Annotated in this window: 24 protein-coding genes and 1 tRNA gene; 20 read left to right on the top strand and 5 right to left on the bottom strand. The window is 61.2% G+C overall.

All coding sequences use genetic code 11. The features are described from left to right. Window positions 1-8: 8 nt before the first annotated feature. The 3 genes from SB765_RS23965 to SB765_RS23955 form a co-directional block, all read right to left on the bottom strand. On the bottom strand, window positions 9-962 hold the full coding sequence (locus SB765_RS23965) for a hypothetical protein (protein WP_016498315.1): 954 nt from the start codon (window positions 960-962) through the stop codon (window positions 9-11). A gap of 20 nt (window positions 963-982) precedes the next feature. Then, the gene (locus SB765_RS23960) at window positions 983-2,698 is read right to left on the bottom strand and encodes a proline--tRNA ligase (protein WP_410932044.1); all 1,716 of its coding nucleotides are present in this window, start codon (window positions 2,696-2,698) and stop codon (window positions 983-985) included. Between the two features lie 160 nt (window positions 2,699-2,858). Continuing rightward, a complete protein-coding gene (locus tag SB765_RS23955) occupies window positions 2,859-4,142 on the bottom strand; it encodes an OprD family porin (RefSeq protein WP_338744939.1) in 1,284 nt (427 codons plus the stop codon). 692 nt (window positions 4,143-4,834) lie between these two features. Between SB765_RS23955 and SB765_RS23950 the strand changes: the two genes are divergently transcribed. Both SB765_RS23950 and SB765_RS23945 read left to right on the top strand, forming a co-directional pair. After that, window positions 4,835-5,254 (top strand): HIT family protein, encoded by a 420-nt coding sequence (locus SB765_RS23950; protein ID WP_016498317.1) that lies wholly within the window; start codon window positions 4,835-4,837, stop codon window positions 5,252-5,254. A gap of 1 nt (window position 5,255) precedes the next feature. Beyond that, window positions 5,256-5,462 (top strand): SlyX family protein, encoded by a 207-nt coding sequence (locus SB765_RS23945; protein WP_016498318.1) that lies wholly within the window; start codon window positions 5,256-5,258, stop codon window positions 5,460-5,462. Window positions 5,463-5,524: 62 nt separating this feature from the next. On the opposite strand, the gene SB765_RS23940 is transcribed toward SB765_RS23945, so the two are convergent. Continuing rightward, window positions 5,525-6,118: a cold-shock protein gene (locus SB765_RS23940; protein ID WP_341796555.1), complete on the bottom strand. Its 594-nt coding sequence runs from the start codon at window positions 6,116-6,118 to the stop codon at window positions 5,525-5,527. A gap of 280 nt (window positions 6,119-6,398) precedes the next feature. Here SB765_RS23940 and SB765_RS23935 point away from each other — a divergent pair, with 280 nt between their 5' ends. The 18 genes from SB765_RS23935 to SB765_RS23850 all read left to right on the top strand — a co-directional run bounded on the left by SB765_RS23935 (window position 6,399) and on the right by SB765_RS23850 (window position 20,041). Continuing rightward, window positions 6,399-6,872, top strand: a complete 474-nt coding sequence (locus SB765_RS23935) for a Dps family protein (protein ID WP_341796554.1) — start codon at window positions 6,399-6,401, stop codon at window positions 6,870-6,872. Between the two features lie 141 nt (window positions 6,873-7,013). Beyond that, a complete protein-coding gene (locus tag SB765_RS23930; protein ID WP_016488658.1) occupies window positions 7,014-7,343 on the top strand; it encodes a ribbon-helix-helix domain-containing protein in 330 nt (109 codons plus the stop codon). A 92-nt stretch (window positions 7,344-7,435) separates the two neighbouring features. Continuing rightward, window positions 7,436-7,657: an FmdB family zinc ribbon protein gene (locus SB765_RS23925; RefSeq protein ID WP_016498320.1), complete on the top strand. Its 222-nt coding sequence runs from the start codon at window positions 7,436-7,438 to the stop codon at window positions 7,655-7,657. Window positions 7,658-7,750: 93 nt separating this feature from the next. Beyond that, entirely contained in the window at window positions 7,751-9,526 is a 1,776-nt protein-coding gene (gene aspS / locus SB765_RS23920; protein ID WP_410932043.1) for an aspartate--tRNA ligase, read from the top strand. Window positions 9,527-9,640: 114 nt separating this feature from the next. After that, on the top strand, window positions 9,641-10,387 hold the full coding sequence (locus SB765_RS23915; RefSeq protein ID WP_059394726.1) for a YebC/PmpR family DNA-binding transcriptional regulator: 747 nt from the start codon (window positions 9,641-9,643) through the stop codon (window positions 10,385-10,387). Window positions 10,388-10,575: 188 nt separating this feature from the next. Continuing rightward, window positions 10,576-11,100, top strand: coding sequence for a crossover junction endodeoxyribonuclease RuvC (gene ruvC / locus SB765_RS23910; protein WP_016498323.1), 525 nt, complete (start codon window positions 10,576-10,578; stop codon window positions 11,098-11,100). 109 nt (window positions 11,101-11,209) lie between these two features. After that, a complete protein-coding gene (ruvA, locus tag SB765_RS23905) occupies window positions 11,210-11,827 on the top strand; it encodes a Holliday junction branch migration protein RuvA (RefSeq protein WP_016498324.1) in 618 nt (205 codons plus the stop codon). After that, window positions 11,824-12,870, top strand: coding sequence for a Holliday junction branch migration DNA helicase RuvB (gene ruvB / locus SB765_RS23900; RefSeq protein ID WP_016488653.1), 1,047 nt, complete (start codon window positions 11,824-11,826; stop codon window positions 12,868-12,870). Before ruvA ends, ruvB begins: the two co-directional genes overlap by 4 nt. Before the next feature lie 125 nt (window positions 12,871-12,995). Next, complete coding sequence (ybgC, locus tag SB765_RS23895; RefSeq protein WP_410932042.1) at window positions 12,996-13,448, top strand: tol-pal system-associated acyl-CoA thioesterase; 453 nt, start codon at window positions 12,996-12,998, stop codon at window positions 13,446-13,448. Window positions 13,449-13,450: 2 nt separating this feature from the next. Continuing rightward, window positions 13,451-14,146 (top strand): protein TolQ, encoded by a 696-nt coding sequence (gene tolQ, locus SB765_RS23890; RefSeq protein WP_008090219.1) that lies wholly within the window; start codon window positions 13,451-13,453, stop codon window positions 14,144-14,146. 14 nt (window positions 14,147-14,160) lie between these two features. Next, a complete protein-coding gene (gene tolR / locus SB765_RS23885) occupies window positions 14,161-14,613 on the top strand; it encodes a protein TolR (protein ID WP_012273765.1) in 453 nt (150 codons plus the stop codon). After that, window positions 14,613-15,731, top strand: a complete 1,119-nt coding sequence (gene tolA / locus SB765_RS23880) for a cell envelope integrity protein TolA (protein WP_016498326.1) — start codon at window positions 14,613-14,615, stop codon at window positions 15,729-15,731. The genes tolR and tolA overlap by 1 nt, the downstream gene beginning before the upstream one ends. 26 nt (window positions 15,732-15,757) lie before the next feature. Beyond that, complete coding sequence (gene tolB, locus SB765_RS23875) at window positions 15,758-17,029, top strand: Tol-Pal system beta propeller repeat protein TolB (protein WP_341798919.1); 1,272 nt, start codon at window positions 15,758-15,760, stop codon at window positions 17,027-17,029. Between the two features lie 54 nt (window positions 17,030-17,083). Beyond that, entirely contained in the window at window positions 17,084-17,584 is a 501-nt protein-coding gene (pal, locus tag SB765_RS23870) for a peptidoglycan-associated lipoprotein Pal (protein WP_012273762.1), read from the top strand. A gap of 6 nt (window positions 17,585-17,590) precedes the next feature. Then, window positions 17,591-18,397, top strand: a complete 807-nt coding sequence (gene ybgF / locus SB765_RS23865) for a tol-pal system protein YbgF (protein ID WP_016498328.1) — start codon at window positions 17,591-17,593, stop codon at window positions 18,395-18,397. A 168-nt stretch (window positions 18,398-18,565) separates the two neighbouring features. Next, complete coding sequence (queE, locus tag SB765_RS23860; RefSeq protein ID WP_041167623.1) at window positions 18,566-19,213, top strand: 7-carboxy-7-deazaguanine synthase QueE; 648 nt, start codon at window positions 18,566-18,568, stop codon at window positions 19,211-19,213. Window positions 19,214-19,230: 17 nt separating this feature from the next. After that, window positions 19,231-19,905 (top strand): 7-cyano-7-deazaguanine synthase QueC, encoded by a 675-nt coding sequence (gene queC, locus SB765_RS23855; RefSeq protein ID WP_049276760.1) that lies wholly within the window; start codon window positions 19,231-19,233, stop codon window positions 19,903-19,905. Between the two features lie 60 nt (window positions 19,906-19,965). After that, window positions 19,966-20,041, top strand: a tRNA-Lys gene (locus tag SB765_RS23850). A gap of 84 nt (window positions 20,042-20,125) precedes the next feature. Here SB765_RS23850 and SB765_RS23845 read toward each other — a convergent pair. Beyond that, window positions 20,126-21,085 carry a cation diffusion facilitator family transporter gene (locus SB765_RS23845; RefSeq protein WP_410932041.1) on the bottom strand — a complete coding sequence of 320 codons (960 nt, stop codon included), beginning with the start codon at window positions 21,083-21,085 and terminating at the stop codon, window positions 20,126-20,128. Window positions 21,086-21,177 lie beyond the last annotated feature (92 nt).

The following is a 21,177-nucleotide window of genomic DNA, read 5'->3' as shown; positions in this document are numbered from 1 at the left end:
CCCTTCTTTTACTGCACGCCCGGATCTGCCACCAACCGGCCAGTGGCCTTGGTCAGCGATTGCAGAAATTCCTGCTGCAGCTCCGGATCGTTGCGAGTCAGCTCGATCAGGCTTTGTTCCATTTCACTGGCTTCTTCTTCAAGGCCCAGCTCCGACAGACGCTTCACCCGATGTACCCACTGGCCGACATCATCATCTTCGAGGTCGTCGAAGATCAGCTCATGGGCTTCGAGCAGCTTGTTGCGCAAGGTGGCGCTGACCAGCAGGCTGGCATCACCCCGCACCGCGTTGTCCTCGTCGAGTACCTGAAGGTGCAGGGTGCCGACGTGGTTGAGGTTCTGCTCGGAGAACGGGCTGTCGAGCAGGTTCAGGCGCAGCACGCCGTTCCTGTCGGTGGTCAGCTCGTGGGTCATCTTGCCGGCCTTGACCTCGACCAGGCGTTCGCTCCAGGGCACGCTGGTCGATTCCTCGCGCTTGCCTTTCTGCACTTCGCTGATCCCGGCCAGGTTCTGCTGGGCACGCCCGTTGGACGGCACGTTCATGAACGGGTTAAGCCCGTCCACGCCATAGCTCAGCCAGTCATGGGTGATGCTTTCCGGCAGGTTGCCCAAGGCGAAGACGTTGACCACGTTGGCGCCGACGCCCGCTACCACGGCCACTGCACCCAGCGGGATCTCGTAGACCTCCCGCCAGGGCTGGTAAGGCGTGTAGCGGTCATAGCGACGGGTGACTTCGAACTCGGTGACTTCGAAGCGCTTCTGCTCATGCACGCGCACACGTCGTTGCGGCAGCTCCATCACCTTCGGCTCGCCGACATCGATCTGCAGGGTGTGCTCGAGCAATTTGCGCTCGACGCGCTCCTCGTGGTCGCTGCGCTGGGACATCTGGTTGGCGCAGCCGCTGACGAGCAGGGCGCCGCACAGTGCGGCGCCCCCCAGGGTAAAGGTACTTCGCTTGAACATGATCACTCGTGCATTGGTTATCAGCGGCGAACGCGGGCCTGCAGGAAGCTCAGCACTTCATTGAGCGGCAACGCCTGGGCGTCCTGCTCGGTGCGGTGCTTGTACTCCAGGTTGCCTTCGGCCAGGCCGCGATCGCTGACGACGATGCGGTGTGGGATGCCGATCAGCTCCATGTCGGCAAACTTGATGCCTGGGCTGGTCTTCTTGTCGCGGTCGTCCAGCAGCACTTCGAAGCCGGCGGCGGTCAGTTCGGCGTACAGCTTGTCGGTTGCCTCGCGAACCACCTCGGTTTCGTAGCGCAGCGGTACCAGAGCGATCTGGAACGGGGCCAGGGCATCGTTCCAGATGATGCCTTTGTCGTCATAGCTCTGCTCGATGGCAGCGGCGACGACGCGGGACACACCGATACCGTAGCAGCCCATCGACAGAACCACCGGCTTGCCGTTCTCTCCCAGTACCTGGCACTTCAGCGCTTCGCTGTACTTGGTGCCCAGCTGGAAGATGTGGCCCACTTCAATGCCGCGCTTGATCACCAGGGTGCCTTGGCCATCCGGGCTTGGGTCGCCTTCGACCACGTTACGCAGGTCGGCGACCTGTGGAACCGGCAGGTCGCGCTCCCAGTTCACGCCGAAGTAGTGCTTGTCGTCGATGTTGGCGCCGATGCCGAAGTCGCTCATCAGGGCAACCGAACGGTCGATGATGCATTCCAGCGGCAGGTTCAGCGGGCCGAGCGAGCCGGCACCGGCGCCAATGGCGTCGCGCAGTTCGGCTTCGGTGGCCATGACCAGAGGATCGGCAACCTGTTCCAGCTTGGTGGCCTTGATTACGTTCAGCTCGTGGTCGCCGCGAACGATCAGGGCAATCAGCTTGCCTTCTTCAGCGCCGCGCACGATCAGGGTCTTGACGGTCTTCTCGATCGCCAGGCCGTGGTTTTCAACCAGTTGTGCGATGGTCTTGGCATCTGGCGTGTCGACCAGGCGCAGCTCCTCGGTAGGGGCAGGGCGCACGGTTTCACGCGGGATGGCCTCGGCCTTCTCGATGTTGGCGGCGTAGTCGGAGCTGTCGCTGAAGATCACGTCGTCTTCGCCGGATTCGGCCAGCACGTGGAATTCGTGCGAGTAGCTGCCACCGATCGAGCCGGTGTCGGCCTGCACTGGGCGGAAGTCCAGGCCCAGGCGGGTGAATACGTTGCTGTACGCCTGGTGCATGCGGTCGTAGGTTTCCTGCAGGGAAGCCTGGTCGGCATGGAACGAGTAGGCGTCCTTCATGATGAACTCGCGGCCGCGCATCAGGCCGAAGCGCGGGCGGATCTCGTCACGGAACTTGGTCTGGATCTGGTACATGTTGAGCGGCAGCTGTTTATAGCTGGACAGCTCGTTACGGGCCAGGTCGGTGATGACTTCTTCGTGGGTCGGGCCAACGCAGAAGTCGCGCTGGTGGCGGTCCTTCAGGCGCAGCAGCTCAGGGCCGTACTGTTCCCAGCGGCCGGACTCCTGCCACAGCTCGGCAGGCTGGATGCTTGGCATCAGCACTTCCAGGGCGCCGGCGGCGTTCATTTCCTCACGCACCACGGCCTCGACCTTGCGCATTACCCGCAGGCCCATCGGCAGCCAGGTATACAGGCCGGAGGCCAGTTTGCGGATCATGCCGGCACGCAGCATGAGCTGATGGCTGATGACCACTGCGTCGGCAGGGGTTTCTTTCTGGGTGGCGAGCAAATATTGACTGGTGCGCATGGTTAGCCGTGTCGATTGCCTAAGACGTTGAAATAGCCCCGCATTGTACGGGGGCGAAACGAAGGCGTACAGGATGCCCCAGGGCGGGCCGCTTGTCAGCCAAGAAAAAGCCCGGCGAGATCGCCGGGCTTTTTCAAGTGCGGGGCACTGCAAGCCAGGCTTACAGGATGCTCAGCGGGTACTCCACGATCAGGCGCAGTTCGTCGATCGATGGGGAACCGTAGTAGACGCCATCGCCCGAACGGTAGGTGGCCTGACGTACGCGCAAGCTCAGGTCCTTGGCAGGGCCGCTTTGCAGCACGTACTTCACGTCGATGTCGCGTTCCCATTCCTTGCCGTCGTCGGTGGTGCGGGTAGTTGCACCAGTACCGCGCACGTAACGGGTCATGAAGGTCAGGCCTGGTACGCCGAATTCGGCGAAGTTCAGGTCGTAGCGTGCCTGCCAGGACTTCTCGTCTTCGGCGTTGAAGTCGGAACGGGCCACGGAGTTGGCCAGGAAGACCGTACCGCCACCGTCGACGCCGTAGGCGTAGTCGCCGTCGCCGCTGACTTTCTGGTAGGCCAGGGTGAAGGTGTGGGCGCCAATGTTGTAGGCGGCCGAGAGGCTGGCTGCAATGTTGTCGAGTTCGTTGCTGCCGTCGGCCTTGCTGACGAATGCGCCGGTCAGGTTGTTGCCGATGGACTTGGTGTCATAGATGTTGAAGTCGAACACCAGGCCTTGCTTGTCGCTGATCGGCAGCGCCCAGTTGATGTTGCCGTACCATTTGCGGAAATGGTCTTCGATGTGCGAGTAGTAAACGCTGGTGCTGAGGTTGTCATTAATGGCGTAGGTGCCACCAAAGACGTTGGCCTCGGTCATGTTCAGGCTGTCGTGGTAAGTCTGTGCCTGGGCGTTCATGGCAGTGAAGTGACCCGCGTGCAGGGTCAGGCCATCGATCTCGTTGCTGGTGATCAGGCCGCCTTCGGCAACTTCCGGCAGCAGTCGGCTGTCGTCGGTAGCCAGCACTGGCAGGGCGGTGAACTGGTCACCCCATTTGAGCACAGTGTTGGAGATGCGCATTTTCACTGCGCCGCCGCCTTCGGAGTAGTCATCCTGCGAGCGACCGTCGGAACCTGTCGGGAACAGGCCGGTGCCGGCACGGCCCCTGCCGCTGTCCAGTTTGAGGCCCAGCATGCCGATGGCGTCGACACCGAAGCCTACGGTGCCTTGGGTGAAGCCCGATTCGAAGGTGCCGAGGAAACCAAGGCCGGTTTCTTCAACGCGGCTCTGGGTGCCAGGCGCGTTGTTACGGAAGTCACGGCTGAAGTACAGCATGCGGGTCTTGACGTTCAGCTTGCTGTCTTCGATGAAACCTTTGGACTCGTCTTGTGCCGAGGCCATTGCCAACTGCGAGGTCCCTGCCGCAACGGCCAGGGCGATCATGCTCCACTTCATCACGCGCATCGTGATTTGCTCCTTTGGTTTTTAGGAAGAGTACCGCCGCGCCCAAGTGTTTTAGTTATAGGGTGCAGCTCTTTCTTGTTATGTCGGCGAAAATGTATAGCACGCTGACTGTTGTTGGCGATATGGCTATATAGACTCTTTGCGGAACTTTTTTGCCATGTCGCTTTTAGGTATTTCCATGTCGCAAATCACGCCCCGGTTTATGGGCCGTATAACGCCAGCGCTGTTCCTGTCACCGTAACGAATCTGTAACTACGGATTCTGGTTGAGGAAACTCCCTGGTAACCAATGCCGCTGTTGTTATTTGTCGCGTACACCTGCCACTGCAGATGTCGTGCCGACTTGGCGTGAAGGGAATGCAACAAGCGTGCTCAAAATTCGCAACACTTCATGAAATTTTCACAAAATCTGCTACCGAGGGTCGGAAAGTGCCGTAAACACGGGGCGAAGGCTACCTCAGGGCATGATGGAGTCGAGAATCATTAAAATTTGAAAGGCTGTCATGAAAGTCAATGTGTTACCGCAACTTGTTCATCCAGAGTCGTTTGTGGGGTGACAAGTGTGGTGGCGGCGCGCAGACGGCCTCATTTTGGTGCGAAAAGTAGCGCTGTGTTACCGGGAATGTGCAAGGTATCCTTGCAGGCCTGTTTTCCGCTTGAAAGCGGGTTGTTTTTGCCTGAAGGAGATATGCCGTGTTCGTCCTGGATTCGCGTTTGCAGCAGGATTCCCTGGTGCTGGGGGAGTTTGCGTTATGCCAGCTGTTGCTGAGCAAGGATGCCAACTACCCATGGTTCATCCTGGTGCCCAAGCGCGCCGGCATCAGCGAGCTGTTCGAGCTGGAAGCGGCAGAGCAGCAGCAGTTGTGGCAGGAAACCACCCTGCTGGCTGAAGCACTGAAGGCCAGCTACGGCGCCGACAAGATGAACGTGGCCACCCTGGGCAATGTGGTCAGCCAGTTGCACATGCACGTGATCGTGCGCCAGCGTGACGATGCCGCCTGGCCAGCACCGGTGTGGGGCAAGTGCCCGGCCGTGGCCTACCGCGACGACCAGTTGCAAGCCATTCGCCAGCGCGTGCGTGGGCTGCAGCTTGCTGGCTATCAGGAGGCCTGACATGTCGCTGGAATTGCGAATCGTCGAACTGGAAACCCGCCAGGCGTTCCAGGATGACACCCTGCAGGCGTTGAATGATGTGGTGGTCGAGCAGGCGCAGGTGATCGAGCGGCTGAAATTACAGGTGGCCGAATTGATCAAGCGCCATGAAGAGATGGTCGGCCAGTACGGCACCGAGGGGGAAGAGGCGCCGCCGCCTCATTACTGATCACACGAATCCTTGTGGGCGCGGGCCTGCCCGCGGCCACAAGGAGCGCTATCGCAAGACAATCAGCGGCGGGTAACTGCCACCACATCTTCGGCCTGCAGGCCCTTGTCGCGGTGCATCACCGAAAACTCCACGCGCTGGCCTTCGACCAGGATGCGGTGGCCTTCGCCGCGTATGGCACGAAAGTGCACGAAGATGTCATCACCCGAATCGCGGGAGATGAAACCAAAGCCTTTCGAGGTGTTGAACCACTTCACCGTGCCGGTATCACGGTTGCCAGTATCCTGGGCGGCATGCTGGATGCTGCGTGCCTTGCGCGGGCTGCGGGCAAAACCCACCGCCAGGTGCAGGGCCACGGCCAGTACCGCACAGACCAGCGCCGCGAGGTTGCCCATTTCCGGGCGAGCCAGCAGCGTCAGGGTCTGCAGCACCACCGCCACCACCAGCAGGGCGCAGGCAAGGTGCTGCAACTGCTGCCGGGCGCCGCGGTAGTACAGCGGCACGACCGGGGCCAGGACCAGGTTGAGCAGGCCGAGCAGGGCAAGGTAAACCGCGTCGGGTTGTTGCAGGAAGGGTGTTGCATCGGTTTTCAGGCTCGGTATGAGCGATAGCAGCAAGGCTGCCACGCCCGTCACCAGATGGACGATCTTGAACATGGGGTTGGCTCACAGTTGAGAAGGCCGATCACAGGAAGAGCTGGCAGCACGGTGCGCATGAGGTGTAGGGCGCGAACACGTGACAAGCCAGCCTATGCACCCGGCAATAACAGTCCGCACGGGTGGCACGGTGCCTATTTAACAGCAAAGGCGAAGGCTACTCAAACCGCAGGCCTCAGTGGGCGATGTGTTGCGCCATGTCACAGGCGGTGTGGGTCAAGTGTTGCTACAGTGGTCGGCGTCCGCTTGAGTCTCAAGCCTTATGGAAAGGGGAACTTCAATGGCAATCGATATCGGTATCAGTGAAGAAGATCGCAAGTCCATCGTCGATGGGCTGTCCCGCCTGTTGTCGGATACCTACGTGCTGTATCTGAAAACCCATAATTTCCACTGGAACGTCACCGGTCCGTCGTTCCGCACCCTGCACCTGATGTTCGAGGAGCAGTACAACGAACTGGCACTGGCAGTCGATTCGATTGCCGAGCGCATCCGTGCCCTGGGCTTCCCTGCGCCGGGGTCTTATGCATTCTATGCACGGCATTCCTCTATCCAGGAGGAGGAAGGCGTACCCCCGGCGGACGAGATGATCCGCCAGCTGGTCCAGGGCCAGGAGGCCGTGGTGCGTACTGCGCGCAGTATTTTCCCGGTAGTGGACAAGGTCAGTGACGAGCCGACTGCCGACTTGCTGACCCAGCGCATGCAGGTGCACGAGAAAACCGCGTGGATGCTGCGGGTATTGCTCGACGGCAAGTAATCAACAGGCGGCGCGTCCCCGGCAGGTGCAGCACAAGGCTGCGCCTGTCGGTAACTGTGCGGGAAGACTTTGCCGCTGCTCTAAACCTGCTGCCCAGCGCTTCATTGGTCACCTGTTACCGGTGACGAGGAAGTAGGGCGCATGATGCAAGCGAGCAAGCGTGTGGCTGGCCAAGGGAGCTGGCCAGGAAAACAGTGCATTGATCCGTTCAAGGCAGATTTCGATATGTTGCAGACGCAGCCGGTATCACGTTCGGTGCGGCTCAACGGTTTTTCCACCTGCCTGCGTCTGGAGGCCGTCTACTGGGGCATCCTGGAACGCATCGCTGCCGCCAACCGCTGTTCGGTCAGTGCGGTGTTGTCCTACGTGGACCGCGAAGTGCACCTGCGCCAGGGTGGAGTGCGCAACTTCAGTGGGCTGATTCGGGTAATCTGCGTTGCCTGGCTGCAAGACCCGCCAAGTGTGCGCTGATCGCCTGGCGGGCTGCGCAGTGCTTGCTAACCATATATAATCCCGCTTTTTGCTGCCCTGGCAGCGAGCGTTGTGGTTGACGAGAGACACCCATGCCCCTTTATGACTATCAATGTGCATCCTGCGAGCACCGCATGGAAGCACTGCAGAAGATCAGCGCCGCGCCGCTGACCGATTGCCCGGCCTGCCAGGCGCCGGCGCTGAAGAAGCTGCTGTCGGTGCCAGGCTTCCGCCTGAGCGGTAATGGTTGGTACGAAACCGACTTCAAGACCGGGGCGAAAAAGAATCTTGCAGGCGGCGACAAGGCCGACTGAGTTGAATGCTGTGACCGGGTCTTGCAGTATTAGCCCTCCGGGCGGCCAAGGCCTCCACCGAATACACGAATCACGAGAAGCGAAACCACCATCATGATGCGCAGCCATTATTGCGGCCAACTGAACGAGAGCCTGGACGGCCAGGAAGTCACCCTTTGCGGCTGGGTCCATCGTCGCCGCGACCACGGCGGGGTGATCTTCCTCGACATCCGTGACCGCGAAGGCATGGCCCAGGTCGTGTTCGACCCGGATCGCGCCGAAACCTTCGCCGCCGCCGACCGCGTGCGCAGCGAATACGTCGTGCAAGTCACCGGCAAGGTGCGCAAGCGCCCTGACGGCGCGGTGAATGCCAACATGGCCTCCGGTGCCATCGAGATCCTTGGCTACCAGCTGACCGTGCTCAACGAAGCAGAAACCCCGCCGTTCCCGCTGAACGAATACTCCGACGTCGGCGAGGAAACCCGCCTGCGTTATCGCTTCATCGACCTGCGTCGCCCGGAAATGGCCGAGAAGCTGCGTCTGCGTTCGCGCATCACCACCAGCATCCGTCGCTTCCTCGATGAAAACGGCTTCCTCGACGTCGAAACGCCGATCCTGACCCGCGCCACCCCGGAAGGCGCGCGTGACTACCTGGTGCCAAGCCGTACCCACGCCGGTAGCTTCTTCGCCCTGCCGCAGTCGCCCCAGCTGTTCAAGCAGCTGCTGATGGTCGCTGGCTTCGACCGCTACTACCAGATCGCCAAGTGCTTCCGTGACGAAGACCTGCGTGCTGACCGCCAACCGGAATTCACCCAGATCGACATCGAGACCAGCTTCCTCGATGAAAGCGAGATCATGGGCCTGACCGAGAGCATGATCCGCAAGCTGTTCAAGGAAGTGCTGGACCTGGAATTCGGCGAATTCCCGCACATGACCTTCGAAGAAGCCATGCGCCGTTACGGCTCCGACAAGCCAGACCTGCGTAACCCGCTGGAACTGGTCGACGTTGCCGACCAGCTGAAGGATGTCGACTTCAAGGTATTCGCAGGCCCGGCCAATGATCCGAAGTGCCGCGTTACCGCCCTGCGCGTGCCTGGCGCCGCCAGCATGCCGCGCAGCAAGATCGACGAGTACACCAAGTTCGTTGGCATCTACGGTGCCAAGGGCCTGGCGTACATCAAGGTCAACGAGCGCGCCAAGGGCGTCGAAGGCCTGCAGTCGCCGATCGTCAAGAACATCCCTGAAGCCAACCTCAACGTGATCCTCGATCGCGTTGGCGCGGTCGATGGCGACATCGTTTTCTTCGGTGCCGACAAGTTCAAGATCGTCAGCGAGGCCCTGGGCGCACTGCGCATCAAGCTCGGCAACGACTTCAACCTGCACACCTGCGAGTGGGCACCGATGTGGGTCGTCGACTTCCCGATGTTCGAAGAGAACGAAGACGGCAGCTTCACCGCGCTGCACCACCCGTTCACCGCGCCGAAGTGCTCGCCGGAAGAGCTTGAGGCCAACCCGGCCACAGCGCTGTCCCGTGCCTACGACATGGTCCTGAACGGTACTGAACTGGGTGGCGGTTCGATCCGTATCCACCGCAAAGAGATGCAACAGGCTGTGTTCCGCCTGCTGGGCATCGAAGCGGCGGAACAGGAAGAGAAGTTCGGCTTCCTGCTCGACGCCCTGAAGTTCGGTGCGCCGCCGCACGGTGGCCTGGCCTTTGGTCTGGACCGCTTGGTCATGCTGATGACCGGCGCCCAGTCGATCCGTGAAGTGATCGCTTTCCCGAAAACCCAGAGCGCCGCGTGCGTCATGACTCAGGCCCCTGGCCTGGTCGACGCCAAGGCCCTGCGCGAGCTGCACATCCGACTGCGCGAACAGACCAAGGTCGAGTAAGCGGTCCCCGGGCGCATCCACATGGATGCGCCTTTGCGTTTCGGCGCAGGTATTTTCCCGTCCCGCCCCGTACAGGGGCGGGGCTGTTTGTGATTCAAAGTATTCGGAGTCGTTATGGCTGGTCATTCCAAGTGGGCGAACATCAAGCACCGCAAAGAGCGCCAGGATGCCAAGAGAGGCAAGGTCTTCACCAAGTGGATCCGCGAGCTGACGGTCGCTGCCAAGCAGGGCGGCCCTGACCCGGCATCCAACCCGCGCCTGCGTCTGGCGCTGGACAAGGCCTTGGGCGCCAACATGAGCCGCGACATCATCGATCGCGCCGTGGCCCGAGGTGCCGGCACCAACGAAAGCGACAACGTCGAAGAGCTCAGCTACGAAGGTTACGGTCCGGGTGGCGTGGCGATCATGGTCGAGACCATGACCGACAACCGCAACCGCACCGCCGCCGCCGTGCGGCATGCCTTCACCAAGTGTGGCGGCAACCTGGGTACCGACGGCTCGGTGGCCTACCTGTTCGAGCGCAAGGGGCAGATCAGTTTTGCCCCGGGCGTGGATGAAGACGCGCTGATGGAAGCGGCGATGGAAGCCGATGCTGACGACGTGGTAGCCAACGATGACGGCTCGTTCGACGTGTTTACCTCGTTCAACAGCTTCTATGCCGTGCGTAACGCCCTGGAAGAGGCTGGTTTCAAGGCCGATGACGCAGAAATCGTCATGCAGCCGACCACCAGTGCCGAGCTCGACCAGGACGGTGCTGAAAAGGTGCTCAAGCTGATCGACATGCTCGAAGACCTGGATGACGTGCAGAACGTCTACTCCAATGCCCAGATTTCCGACGAGATCATGGAAAATATCGGCTAAGGTCTCCTGACCCTTCGCGTCAAGGCTGCTATTGGGGCCGCTGCGCAGCCCATCGCCGGCAAGCCAGCTCCCACAGGTACAGTGCATTTCTTCAGGCCTGCACTGTACTCGTGGGAGCTGGCTTGCCGGCGATAGGTCGCGCAGCGGCCCTAATGGTCTTGAACCGTGAGCTTTGAACGACAGGCACTATGACTCTGATTCTTGGTATCGACCCCGGTTCGCGCATCACCGGCTACGGCGTAGTACGCCAGACCGCCCGTGGCTGTGAGTACGTGGCGTCGGGCTGTATCCGCACCGGCAGCGGCGAGCTGCACGAGCGGCTGCAGATCGTTTTTCGTGGTGTCAGTGAAATCATCGCCCAGCACGAACCGGTGACCATGGGCATCGAGCGGGTGTTCATGGCGCGCAACGCTGACTCGGCGCTGAAGCTCGGCCAGGCCCGCGGCGCGGCTATCGTCGCTGCCGCCGAAGCCGGCCTGGAAATCGCTGAATACAGCGCCACACAGGTCAAGCAAGCGGTGGCCGGCACTGGTGGGGCCAACAAGGAGCAGGTGATGATGATGGTCATGCACCTGCTGAAACTGACGCAAAAGCCGCAGATCGACGCCTCCGACGCCTTGGCCATCGCGTTGTGCCACGCCCACACCCGTTCCAGCCTGGTGCCCCATGGCCTGGCAACGGCGCGGCGGCGCGGCGGGCGCTTGCGTCTGTAGGCGCTTCATGCGCTGATACACATTTTGTTCGGGTGATGCGTTCACCCGTTGCATTTGCTGATAGGGTTGAGCGGTCTTTGACCGGCTCCCCGAGAGGAAGGATCGGAACGTGATTGGACGTTTGCGCGGCACCCTGGCGGAGAAACAGCCGCCGCACCTGATTATCGACGTCAACGGCGTGGGTTACGAACTGGAAGTTCCCATGACCACGTTGTACCGTCTGCCCAAGGTGGGCGAACCCGTCACCGTGCACACCCATCTGGTCGTGCGCGAAGACGCCCACTTGCTCTATGGGTTTGCCGAAAAGCGCGAGCGCGAGCTATTCCGCGAGCTCATCCGGCTTAACGGCGTGGGCCCGAAGCTGGCACTGGCGCTCATGTCCGGCCTGGAAGTCGATGAGCTGGTGCGCTGCGTGCAAGCCCAGGACACCTCGGCCCTGGTACGCGTGCCCGGTGTCGGCAAGAAAACCGCCGAACGCCTTCTGGTCGAGCTCAAGGACCGCTTCAAGGCCTGGGAAACCTCCCCGGCCATGTTCACCCTGGTGTCCGATGGTCCGCTGCCGGCCGCCAGCGAGTCCAGCGCCGAGGCTGATGCCGTCAGCGCTCTGGTCTCGCTGGGCTACAAGCCGCAGGAAGCCAGCAAGGCGATCGCCGCGATCAAAGACAAGGCCGGCCTGAGCAGTGAAGAGCTGATCCGCCGCAGCCTTAAAGGGATGATTACCAAGTGATCGAAGCCGACCGCCTGATCGCCGCCAGTGGCCGCGACCGCGAAGAGGTCCAGGACCGTGCGATTCGCCCGCTGAGCCTGGACGATTACATCGGCCAGCCGGTGGTGCGCGAGCAGATGGCGCTGTTCATCCAGGCCGCCCGTGGCCGCAGCGAGTCGCTCGACCACACGCTGATCTTCGGCCCGCCGGGGCTGGGCAAGACTACCCTGGCCAACATCATTGCCCATGAAATGGGTGTGTCGGTGAAGAGCACCTCGGGGCCGATCCTGGAGCGCCCGGGCGACCTGGCGGCCATGCTGACCAACCTCGAACCGCACGACGTGCTGTTCATCGACGAGATCCACCGGCTGTCGCCGGTCGTCGAAGAGGTGCTGTACCCGGCCATGGAGGACTTCCAGCTCGACATCATGATCGGCGAAGGCCCGGCGGCCCGTTCGATCAAGCTCGACCTGCCACCGTTTACCCTGGTGGGGGCTACCACCCGTGCCGGCATGCTCACCAACCCGTTGCGTGACCGCTTCGGTATTGTCCAGCGCCTGGAGTTCTACAGCGACAAGGACCTGGCCACCATCGTCAGCCGTTCGGCCAACATCCTTGGCCTGGTCATCGAAGACCAGGGCGCCTACGAGATTGCCCGGCGTGCCCGTGGCACGCCACGTATCGCCAACCGCCTGCTGCGCCGCGTGCGCGACTACGCCGAGGTGCGCGGCAAGGGCCAGATCACCAAAGCCGTGGCCGACATGGCGCTGAACCTGCTGGATGTCGACGAACGTGGCTTCGACCATTCCGACCGCCGCCTGCTGCTGACCATGATCGAGAAGTTCGATGGCGGCCCGGTAGGGGTGGACAACCTGGCTGCGGCCATCAGCGAAGAGCGTCATACCATCGAAGATGTGCTGGAGCCATACCTGATCCAGCAGGGCTACATCATGCGCACGCCGCGCGGTCGCGTGGTCACCCGGCATGCCTACCTGCACTTTGGCCTGAATATTCCCGGGCGTTTGGGGGAGGGTGGTGATTTTTCCGAGCCAGGCGATGAATGACAGATCAAAAGCGACTTTTCGTGGTCCTACCGCTGGCATGCCAAGGGTGCGCTGGCAATAAGACATTAATGAAGAAAAAACAGTTGCCACAGCGGATTGGCAAGCTGAGGAGTAAGCACTAGAGTATGCGCGCGCAAAATCAGCTCGAACCGTTCGCACACCGTTGTCGCGTCTATTACGAAGATACCGATGCGGGCGGCGTGGTGTACTACGTCAACTACCTGAAATTCATGGAGCGCGCGCGCACCGAACATCTGCGGCATCTGGGTTTTTCCCAGTCGCAGCTGGCCGAAGACAACCTGCTGTTCGTGGTCCATTCCAGCGAAGCGCGCTACCACGCGCCGGCGCGGCTGGACGACGCGTTGCGGGTGACCGCGCAAGTACTTGAACTCAATCGCGCCAGCCTGCGCTTTGTACAGCAGGTCTGGCGGGAAAAGGATGAAACGCTGCTCTGCGAAGGGCAGTTCCTGGTGGCCGCCGTGCGCGCCGACACTTTCAAACCCCGAGCCATACCCCCCCAGCTGCGCGACGCCTTGGCGGCGGACGGCTCGGGTAATCAATCGAATGCAGGAGAATAAGCGTGGAAGCTAACGTCGTCGACCATACCTCCATGTGGAGTCTGGTCAGCAATGCCAGCGTAGTGGTACAGCTGGTAATGCTGATCCTGGTGGCCGCCTCGGTCACCTCATGGATCATGATTTTCCAGCGCAGCACCATGCTGCGCGCCGGTCGTCGTGCACTGGATGCCTTCGAGGAACGCTTCTGGTCGGGCATTGACCTGTCCAAGCTGTACCGTCAGGCAGGCAGCAACCCAGACCCGGATTCCGGCGTCGAGCAGGTGTTCCGTGCCGGCTTCAAGGAGTTCTCGCGCCTGCGTCAGCAGCCGGGCGTTGACCCGGACGCCGTCATGGAAGGCGTTGGCCGTGCCATGCGCGTAGCCATTTCGCGCGAGGAAGAAAAACTCGAGCAGAGCCTGCCGTTCCTGGCCACCGTCGGTTCCACCAGCCCGTACATCGGCCTGTTCGGTACCGTATGGGGGATCATGAACTCCTTCCGCGGCCTGGCCAGCGCCCAGCAGGCCACCCTGGCAACCGTTGCCCCGGGTATCGCCGAAGCGCTGATCGCCACCGCCATCGGCCTGTTCGCAGCAATCCCGGCGGTAATCGCCTACAACCGTTTCGCCGCGCGCAGCGAAGTGCTGATCGGTCGTTACTACACCTTCGCCGACGAGTTCCAGGCGATCCTGCACCGCAAAGTGCACACCAGCGAAGAGTAATCAGGTAGAAGCCCATGGCCCGAGTTCGCCACAAACGCAAGCCCGTCGCCGAGATGAACGTGGTGCCCTACATCGACGTGATGCTGGTGCTGCTGGTCATCTTCATGGTGACGGCGCCCATGCTCAACCAGGGCGTGAAAGTCGACCTGCCCAAGGTTTCCAGTGAAGCCTTGCCGCAGGACAACAACGTCCAGATTCTCACCATCTCCATCAAGGCCGACAAGACCTACTACTGGAACCTTGGCAGCGAAGTCGATACCGACAAGCAGATGGACAAGGCCATGACCTTGCCTGACATGACCAATGCAGTGACGAAGATCATTGCTGCCGGCCGTGACCAAGGCAAGCAGACCCAGGTGTTCATTCGTGGCGACAAGGCTGTCGACTATGGCGCGGTCATGGGTGCCATGGGCGGGTTGCAGAAGGCCGGTGTCGGTAACGTTGGCCTGATTACCGAGGCGCCCTGATGCAACAGCGAGAGCCATCCGCCTCGGAAAGCTACTTCTGGCCCAGTGTCTGGGCCATTGGCCTGCATGTGCTGGTGTTTGCCATGCTGTTCGTCAGTTTCGCCATGACGCCTGAGCTGCCGCCTTCCAAGCCGATCGTTCAGGCTACCCTGTACCAGCTCAAGTCCAAGAGCCAGGCGACCACCCAGACCAATCAGAAGATTGCCGGGGAAGCGAAGAAAACCGCTTCGCGCCAGACCGAAGTCGAGCAGCTGGAGCAGAAGAAGGTCGAGCAGGAGGCCGTGAAGGCCGCGGAACAAAAGAAGGCCGACGCCGCTCAAAAGGCCGAGGAGGCTCGCGAAGCCGCCGAGGCGAAAAAAGCCGAGGACGCTGCCAAGGCTGCCGAAGCCGCCAAGGCTAGCGAGGCCAAGAAAGCCGCAGAAGCCAAGAAGGCCGATGAGGCGAAGAAGGCCGCCGAGAAGCAGCAGGCCGACATCGCCAAGAAGAAGGCCGAGGAAGAAGCCAAGAAAAAAGCCGAAGAAGAGGCCAAGAAAGAGGCCGCTGAAGAGGCGAAGAAACAAGCCGCCGAGGACGCCAAGAAAAAGGCAGCCGAAGAGGCCAAGAAAAAAGCAGCCGAGGACGCCAAGAAGAAAGCGGCGGCCGAGGACGCGAAGAAGAAGGCAGCTGAAGAGGCCAAGAAAAAGGCCGCTGCAGACGCCCAGAAGAAAAAGGCACAGGAAGCGGCCCGCAAGGCGGCAGAAGACAAGAAAGCCCAGGCCCTGGCCGAGCTGTTGTCCGACACCACCGAGCGGCAGCAGGCGCTGGCCGACGAGCAGGGTGACCAGGTGGCCGGCGACTTCGACGACCTGATCCGTATGCGCGCGGCCGAGGGCTGGGCGCGTCCGCCTTCCGCGCGCAAGGGCATGACGGTGGTCCTGCAGATCAACATGTTGCCGGACGGTACCATCACCAGTGTCAGCGTGGCCCGTTCCAGTGGTGACGGCCCGTATGACAGTTCGGCGGTGGCTGCGGTGAAGAACATTGGTCGTTTGACCGAGATGCAGGGTATGAAGCCGAGCGATTTCAACCAATATCGTTCGTTCAAGATGACATTTACACCTGAGGATCTAGCGTTGTGATTAAACGTCTGAGAGGACTGCTGGTCATGCTGTGCTGCGTGGCAGGCATGGCCGTGGCAGAGGAAAAGAACATCCTGGTCACCAGCGGCAGCGACCGGGCAACGCCCATCGCGGTAGTGCCGTTCGGTCTGCAAGGTGGTAGCGTGCTGCCCGAGGACATTGCCGACATCATCGGCAACGACCTGCGCAACTCCGGCTACTACTCGCCGATTCCACGGCAGAACATGATCAGCCAGCCATCGCAGGCCAGCGAAGTCATCTTCCGTGACTGGAAAGCGCTGGGTGCCCAATACGTGATGGTCGGCAGCATCGTGCCATCGGGCGGTCGCCTGCAGGTGCAGTACGCACTGTTCAACGTCGCCACCGAGCAGCAAGTGCTGACCGGCAGCGTCGCGGGCAGCACCGACCAGTTGCGTGACATGGCGCACTACATCGCCGACCAGTCGTTCGAGAAGCTCACCGGCATCAAGGGTGCGTTCTCTACCCGCATGCTGTACGTGACGGCCGAGCGTTTCTCCACCAACAACACCCGCTACACCCTGCAGCGTTCGGACTACGACGGTGCGCGTGCGGTCACCCTGCTGCAATCGCGTGAGCCGATCCTGTCGCCTCGCTTTGCGCCAGATGGCAAGCGTATCGCCTATGTGTCGTTCGAGCAGAGACGCCCGCGCATCTTCATTCAGAACATCGATACCGGCCGCCGTGAGCAGGTGACCAACTTCGAAGGCCTGAACGGCGCGCCAGCCTGGTCGCCGGACGGTTCGCGCCTGGCGTTCGTGCTGTCGAAAGACGGCAACCCGGACATCTATGTGATGAACGTGGCGTCGCGCCAGATCAGCCGGGTTACCGCAGGCCCAGGTATCAACACCGAGCCGTTCTGGGGTAAGGATGGCAATACCCTTTACTTCACCTCCGACCGTGGCGGCAAACCGCAGATCTACAAACAGTCGGTCAGCGGTGGTGGTGCCGAGCGCGTAACCTTCGTGGGCAACTACAACGCCAACCCGAAACTGTCCGCTGACGAAAAGACCCTGGTGATGATCCATCGCCAACAGGGCTTTACCAACTTCAAAGTGGCGGCACAGGACTTGCAGCGCGGAAGTGTAAAGATTCTCTCGGAAACAAGTCTTGATGAGTCTCCCACTGTTGCGCCAAACGGCACCATGCTAATCTACGCCACCCGCCAGCAGGGCCGGGGAGTCTTGATGCTCGTGTCGCTTAATGGCCGCGTGAGGCTCCCACTTCCTACCGCTCAAGGCGAAGTCAGAGAACCGTCCTGGTCCCCTTACCTGAACTGATTGCGGCGTAATACGTTTTGCTTAACACACTGGGGTTTCATTAGGAGTTTCACGATGGAAATGCTGAAGTTTGGTAAATTCGCTGCGCTGGCTCTGGCCATGGCCGTAGCTGTAGGTTGCTCCTCGAAGGGCGGTGACAACGCAGGCGAAGGCGCTGCTGTAGATCCGAACGCTGGCTACGGTGCCAACACTGGCGCTGTTGACGGTTCCCTGAGCGAAGAAGCCGCCCTGCGCGCAATCACCACCTTCTACTTCGAATACGACAGCTCGGACCTGAAGCCAGAAGCCATGCGCGCTCTGGACGTTCACGCCAAGGACCTGAAGTCCAACGGCAACCGCGTTGTCCTGGAAGGCAACACCGACGAGCGCGGCACCCGCGAGTACAACATGGCTCTGGGTGAGCGTCGTGCCAAGGCCGTTCAGCGCTACCTGGTTCTGCAGGGCGTTTCCCCTGCTCAGCTGGAACTGGTCTCCTACGGTGAAGAGCGTCCTGTTGCCACTGGCAACGACGAGCAATCCTGGGCTCAGAACCGTCGCGTAGAACTGCGTAAGTAAGTTCTTATGCGTATGTGCCGCCGTGTAGTAACCGTCCTCGCACTCAGCCTGCCGCTCGCGGCCTGGGCTGAGGTCCCTGTAGTAGATGACAACGCAGGCAGCTATCCGCCTGTGGGTTATGGCACGAGCGGCGCCTATGCCGGGTCAGGGGCTTCGGCCCCTGCCTCTGCACAAGGCCAGCTGTTCATGCAGCTGCAACAGATGCAGGACCAGCTTTCCCGCCAGCAAGGCATCATCGAAGAGCTGCAGAACGATGTGTCGCGCATGAAGCAGGAAAACCTGGAGCGATACCAGGACCTGGACCGTCGCATCAACAGTGGCGCTGCACCTGCCGCGACCCCTGACAATTCCTCCGGTGGTGGTGCTTCAAATGCCGCCCCCGATGCAGCAGCCGGTGCTGCTGCGCAACAACCGGCCGCCAGTAGCGAGCCCGGCGATCCAGCGAAAGAGAAGCTCTACTACGATGCTGCTTTCGACCTGATCAAACAGAAAGACTTTGACAAGGCCAGCCAGGCGTTCAATGCCTTCCTGCGCAAGTACCCCAACAGCCAGTACGCCGGCAACGCGCAGTACTGGCTGGGTGAAGTGAACCTGGCCAAAGGCGATCTGCCAGGTGCCAGTCAGGCCTTCGCCCAGGTCAGCCAGAAGTATCCCAAGCACAGCAAAGTGCCGGATTCACTCTACAAACTGGCCGACGTCGAGCGCCGCATGGGCCATACCGACAAGGTCAAGGGCATCCTGCAGCAGGTCATCACCCAGTACCCCGGCACCTCCGCCGCGCAACTGGCCCAGCGTGACCTGCAGAAGCTCTGAGCCCTGTAGCTGTACCGCTCGAAAGAAACCCGCGCCAGTCGCGGGTTTTTTCGTTAGAATCACTGCCCTTTTTTCGTAAACACGCTGCTGCGGATAACGCCATGTCGAGTCCGCGACAGTGCCTGACGGAGGCGGACAGCCTGTTTAGCTGTCACGCCCGTGGCGAGCATGCAAGACACATTACGCATCACAGAAGTCTTTTACTCTTTGCAGGGTGAAACGCGAACGGCTGGCTTGCCCACCGTATTCGTGCGCCTTACCGGCTGCCCCCTGCGCTGCCAGTACTGCGACAGTGCCTATGCCTTCACTGGCGGCACTATTCGTACCCTGGATTCGATCCTTGAGCAGGTTGCCGGCTTCAAGCCCCGCTACGTCTGTGTCACCGGTGGCGAGCCACTGGCTCAGCCCAACGCCTTGCCGTTACTGCAGCGCCTGTGTGATGCCGGTTACGAGGTGTCGCTGGAAACCAGTGGTGCGCTGGATATCGCGGGCACCGACACCCGCGTCAGCCGCGTTGTCGACCTGAAGACCCCGGGTTCCGAAGAGTCGCACCGTAACCGCTACGAGAACATCGAGCAGCTGACCCGCAACGACCAGGTCAAGTTTGTCATCTGTTCCCGTGAGGACTATGACTGGGCGGTTTCCAAGCTGATCCAGTACAACCTGGCTGAGCGTGCCGGTGAGGTGTTGTTCTCGCCGAGCCACCACCAGGTGAGTGCCAGCGACCTGGCCGACTGGATCGTTGCCGACAACCTGCCTGTACGTTTCCAGCTGCAGTTGCACAAGCTGCTGTGGAACGACGAACCCGGACGTTGATTGAGAGTAAAAAGCACATGACTGAGAAACGCGCGGTAATCCTGCTGTCTGGCGGCCTCGACTCGGCCACCGTCGTAGCCATGGCCAAGGCCGAAGGCTACAGCTGCTACACCATGAGCTTCGACTATGGCCAGCGCCACCGGGCCGAGCTGAATGCGGCTGCCCGTGTCGCCCGGGACCTGGGCGTGGTCGAGCACAAGGTCATCGGCCTGAACCTGGACGGTATCGGTGGTTCGGCGTTGACCGACAGCAGCATCGATGTGCCGGAAGCCCCGAGCGAAGGCATCCCGGTCACCTACGTGCCGGCGCGTAATACCGTGTTCCTGTCGCTGGCCCTGGGCTGGGCAGAAGTGCTGGAGGCGCGTGACATCTTCATTGGCGTCAATGCCGTGGATTACTCCGGTTACCCCGATTGCCGCCCCGAGTTCGTCGAAGCCTTCGAGCGCATGGCCAACCTGGCAACCAAGGCCGGTGTAGAAGGGCAGGGCTTCCGTATTCAGGCGCCGCTGCAGAACCTGAGCAAGGCGCAGATCGTGCAGGCCGGCATGGCCCGTGGCGTGGATTACAGCCTGACCGTTTCCTGCTACCAGGCCGACGATGACGGGCGCGCCTGTGGCAAATGCGACAGCTGCCGCCTGCGCGCCGACGGCTTCAAGGCGGCCGGTGTAGCAGACCCGACGCGGTATTTTTGAAGATTTTTTGATGGAGTATTGATTTCTCGTTAGAAATCAGTATTATACGCGCCATCAATCGGGTCGTTAGCTCAGTTGGTAGAGCAGTTGGCTTTTAACCAATTGGTCGTAGGTTCGAATCCTACACGACCCACCATACGCAGTACGTAAAGCCCGCTACCAGAAATGGTCGCGGGCTTTTTCGTTTTCGGGATCCTTGGGGGCGCAAAGCGCCCCCAGCTTACTCAGCCCATTCCGGGTCGCCGGTGAACACCACCGTCAGCCAGCGGTCCGGCCCTTCGCCGCCTACCGCATCACCAATCTCGTTGCGCCACGTATCCCATTCATCGATGGTCTTCGCGGCCATTGTCTTTGGCACGATGAAATACAGCTCGATCTCCCGTGAGCGCCCGACCTTGGCGACATAGGCGCGGTACGACTGCAGCCCGTGGCGGGCGACGAAGGCCTTGGCCACTTTATCGACGTGCAGCTTGAGGTCGCCGGGGGTAACCAGAAAGATTTCAGATAGCGCCTGACGGACCACCGACAGCGGCAGCGGAATGATCACCAGGCACACCAGCGCCAGTACCGCCGGGTCGATGTACGGCGACACCCACTCCAGCGACGTGCCTTGCACCGCGTAACCAAAGCAGAAGGCGATCAACAGCGCGGCAGTGATGCTGGCCGACATCACCCAGCCCTTGACGTCCATGCGCACGAAGTCTGACTTCAGCTTGCGATTGGCGCGGGCTTCGACGACGGCGATGGTGACGCAGGTGATCACGGTCAGTACCGCATAGACCATGGCAATGCCGAACTCCAGGTGGCGGCCGCCTTCCAGCAGGCTGCTGACGGCGTTGATCAGCGCGTAGATGGCCACACCGCTTAGCAGGATGCCATTGAGTGCCAGCACCATCGGTTCCAGGTGCCAGAAGCCCATGGTGAAGCGCTCGCGCAGCTTGCGCGACATTTGCACGCTGGTGGTGTGCGAGGTGATCAGCTTGACCACGACCAGGGACAGGCCGCTCATGCTGGCGTCGACCAGCGAGTACACGCCGTCGAAGACGATGGAGAACGACCCGGAAGCCAGGCCGAAGGCGATACCGATGGTGGCGATGAACAGGGTGACGGCAATCGAGGTGCGTAACAGGCCCTGTTCGCTGGTGATGTCGAAGAAGGTGGATCTGGTTGCGGTTTGCATGACGTGTGCTCAGTAAAAACGATAATGCTGTGGTGTCTGTACGGGCTTCCTCGCGGGCACGCCCGCTCCCACCGGGACTGCGTTGGCCTGGA

Origin of the sequence: Pseudomonas sp. SIMBA_067, assembly GCF_046534675.1 — a bacterium.
GTDB classification, from domain to species: Bacteria; Pseudomonadota; Gammaproteobacteria; order Pseudomonadales; family Pseudomonadaceae; genus Aquipseudomonas; species Aquipseudomonas putida.
This window is presented reverse-complemented; position numbering and strand designations above follow the sequence as displayed.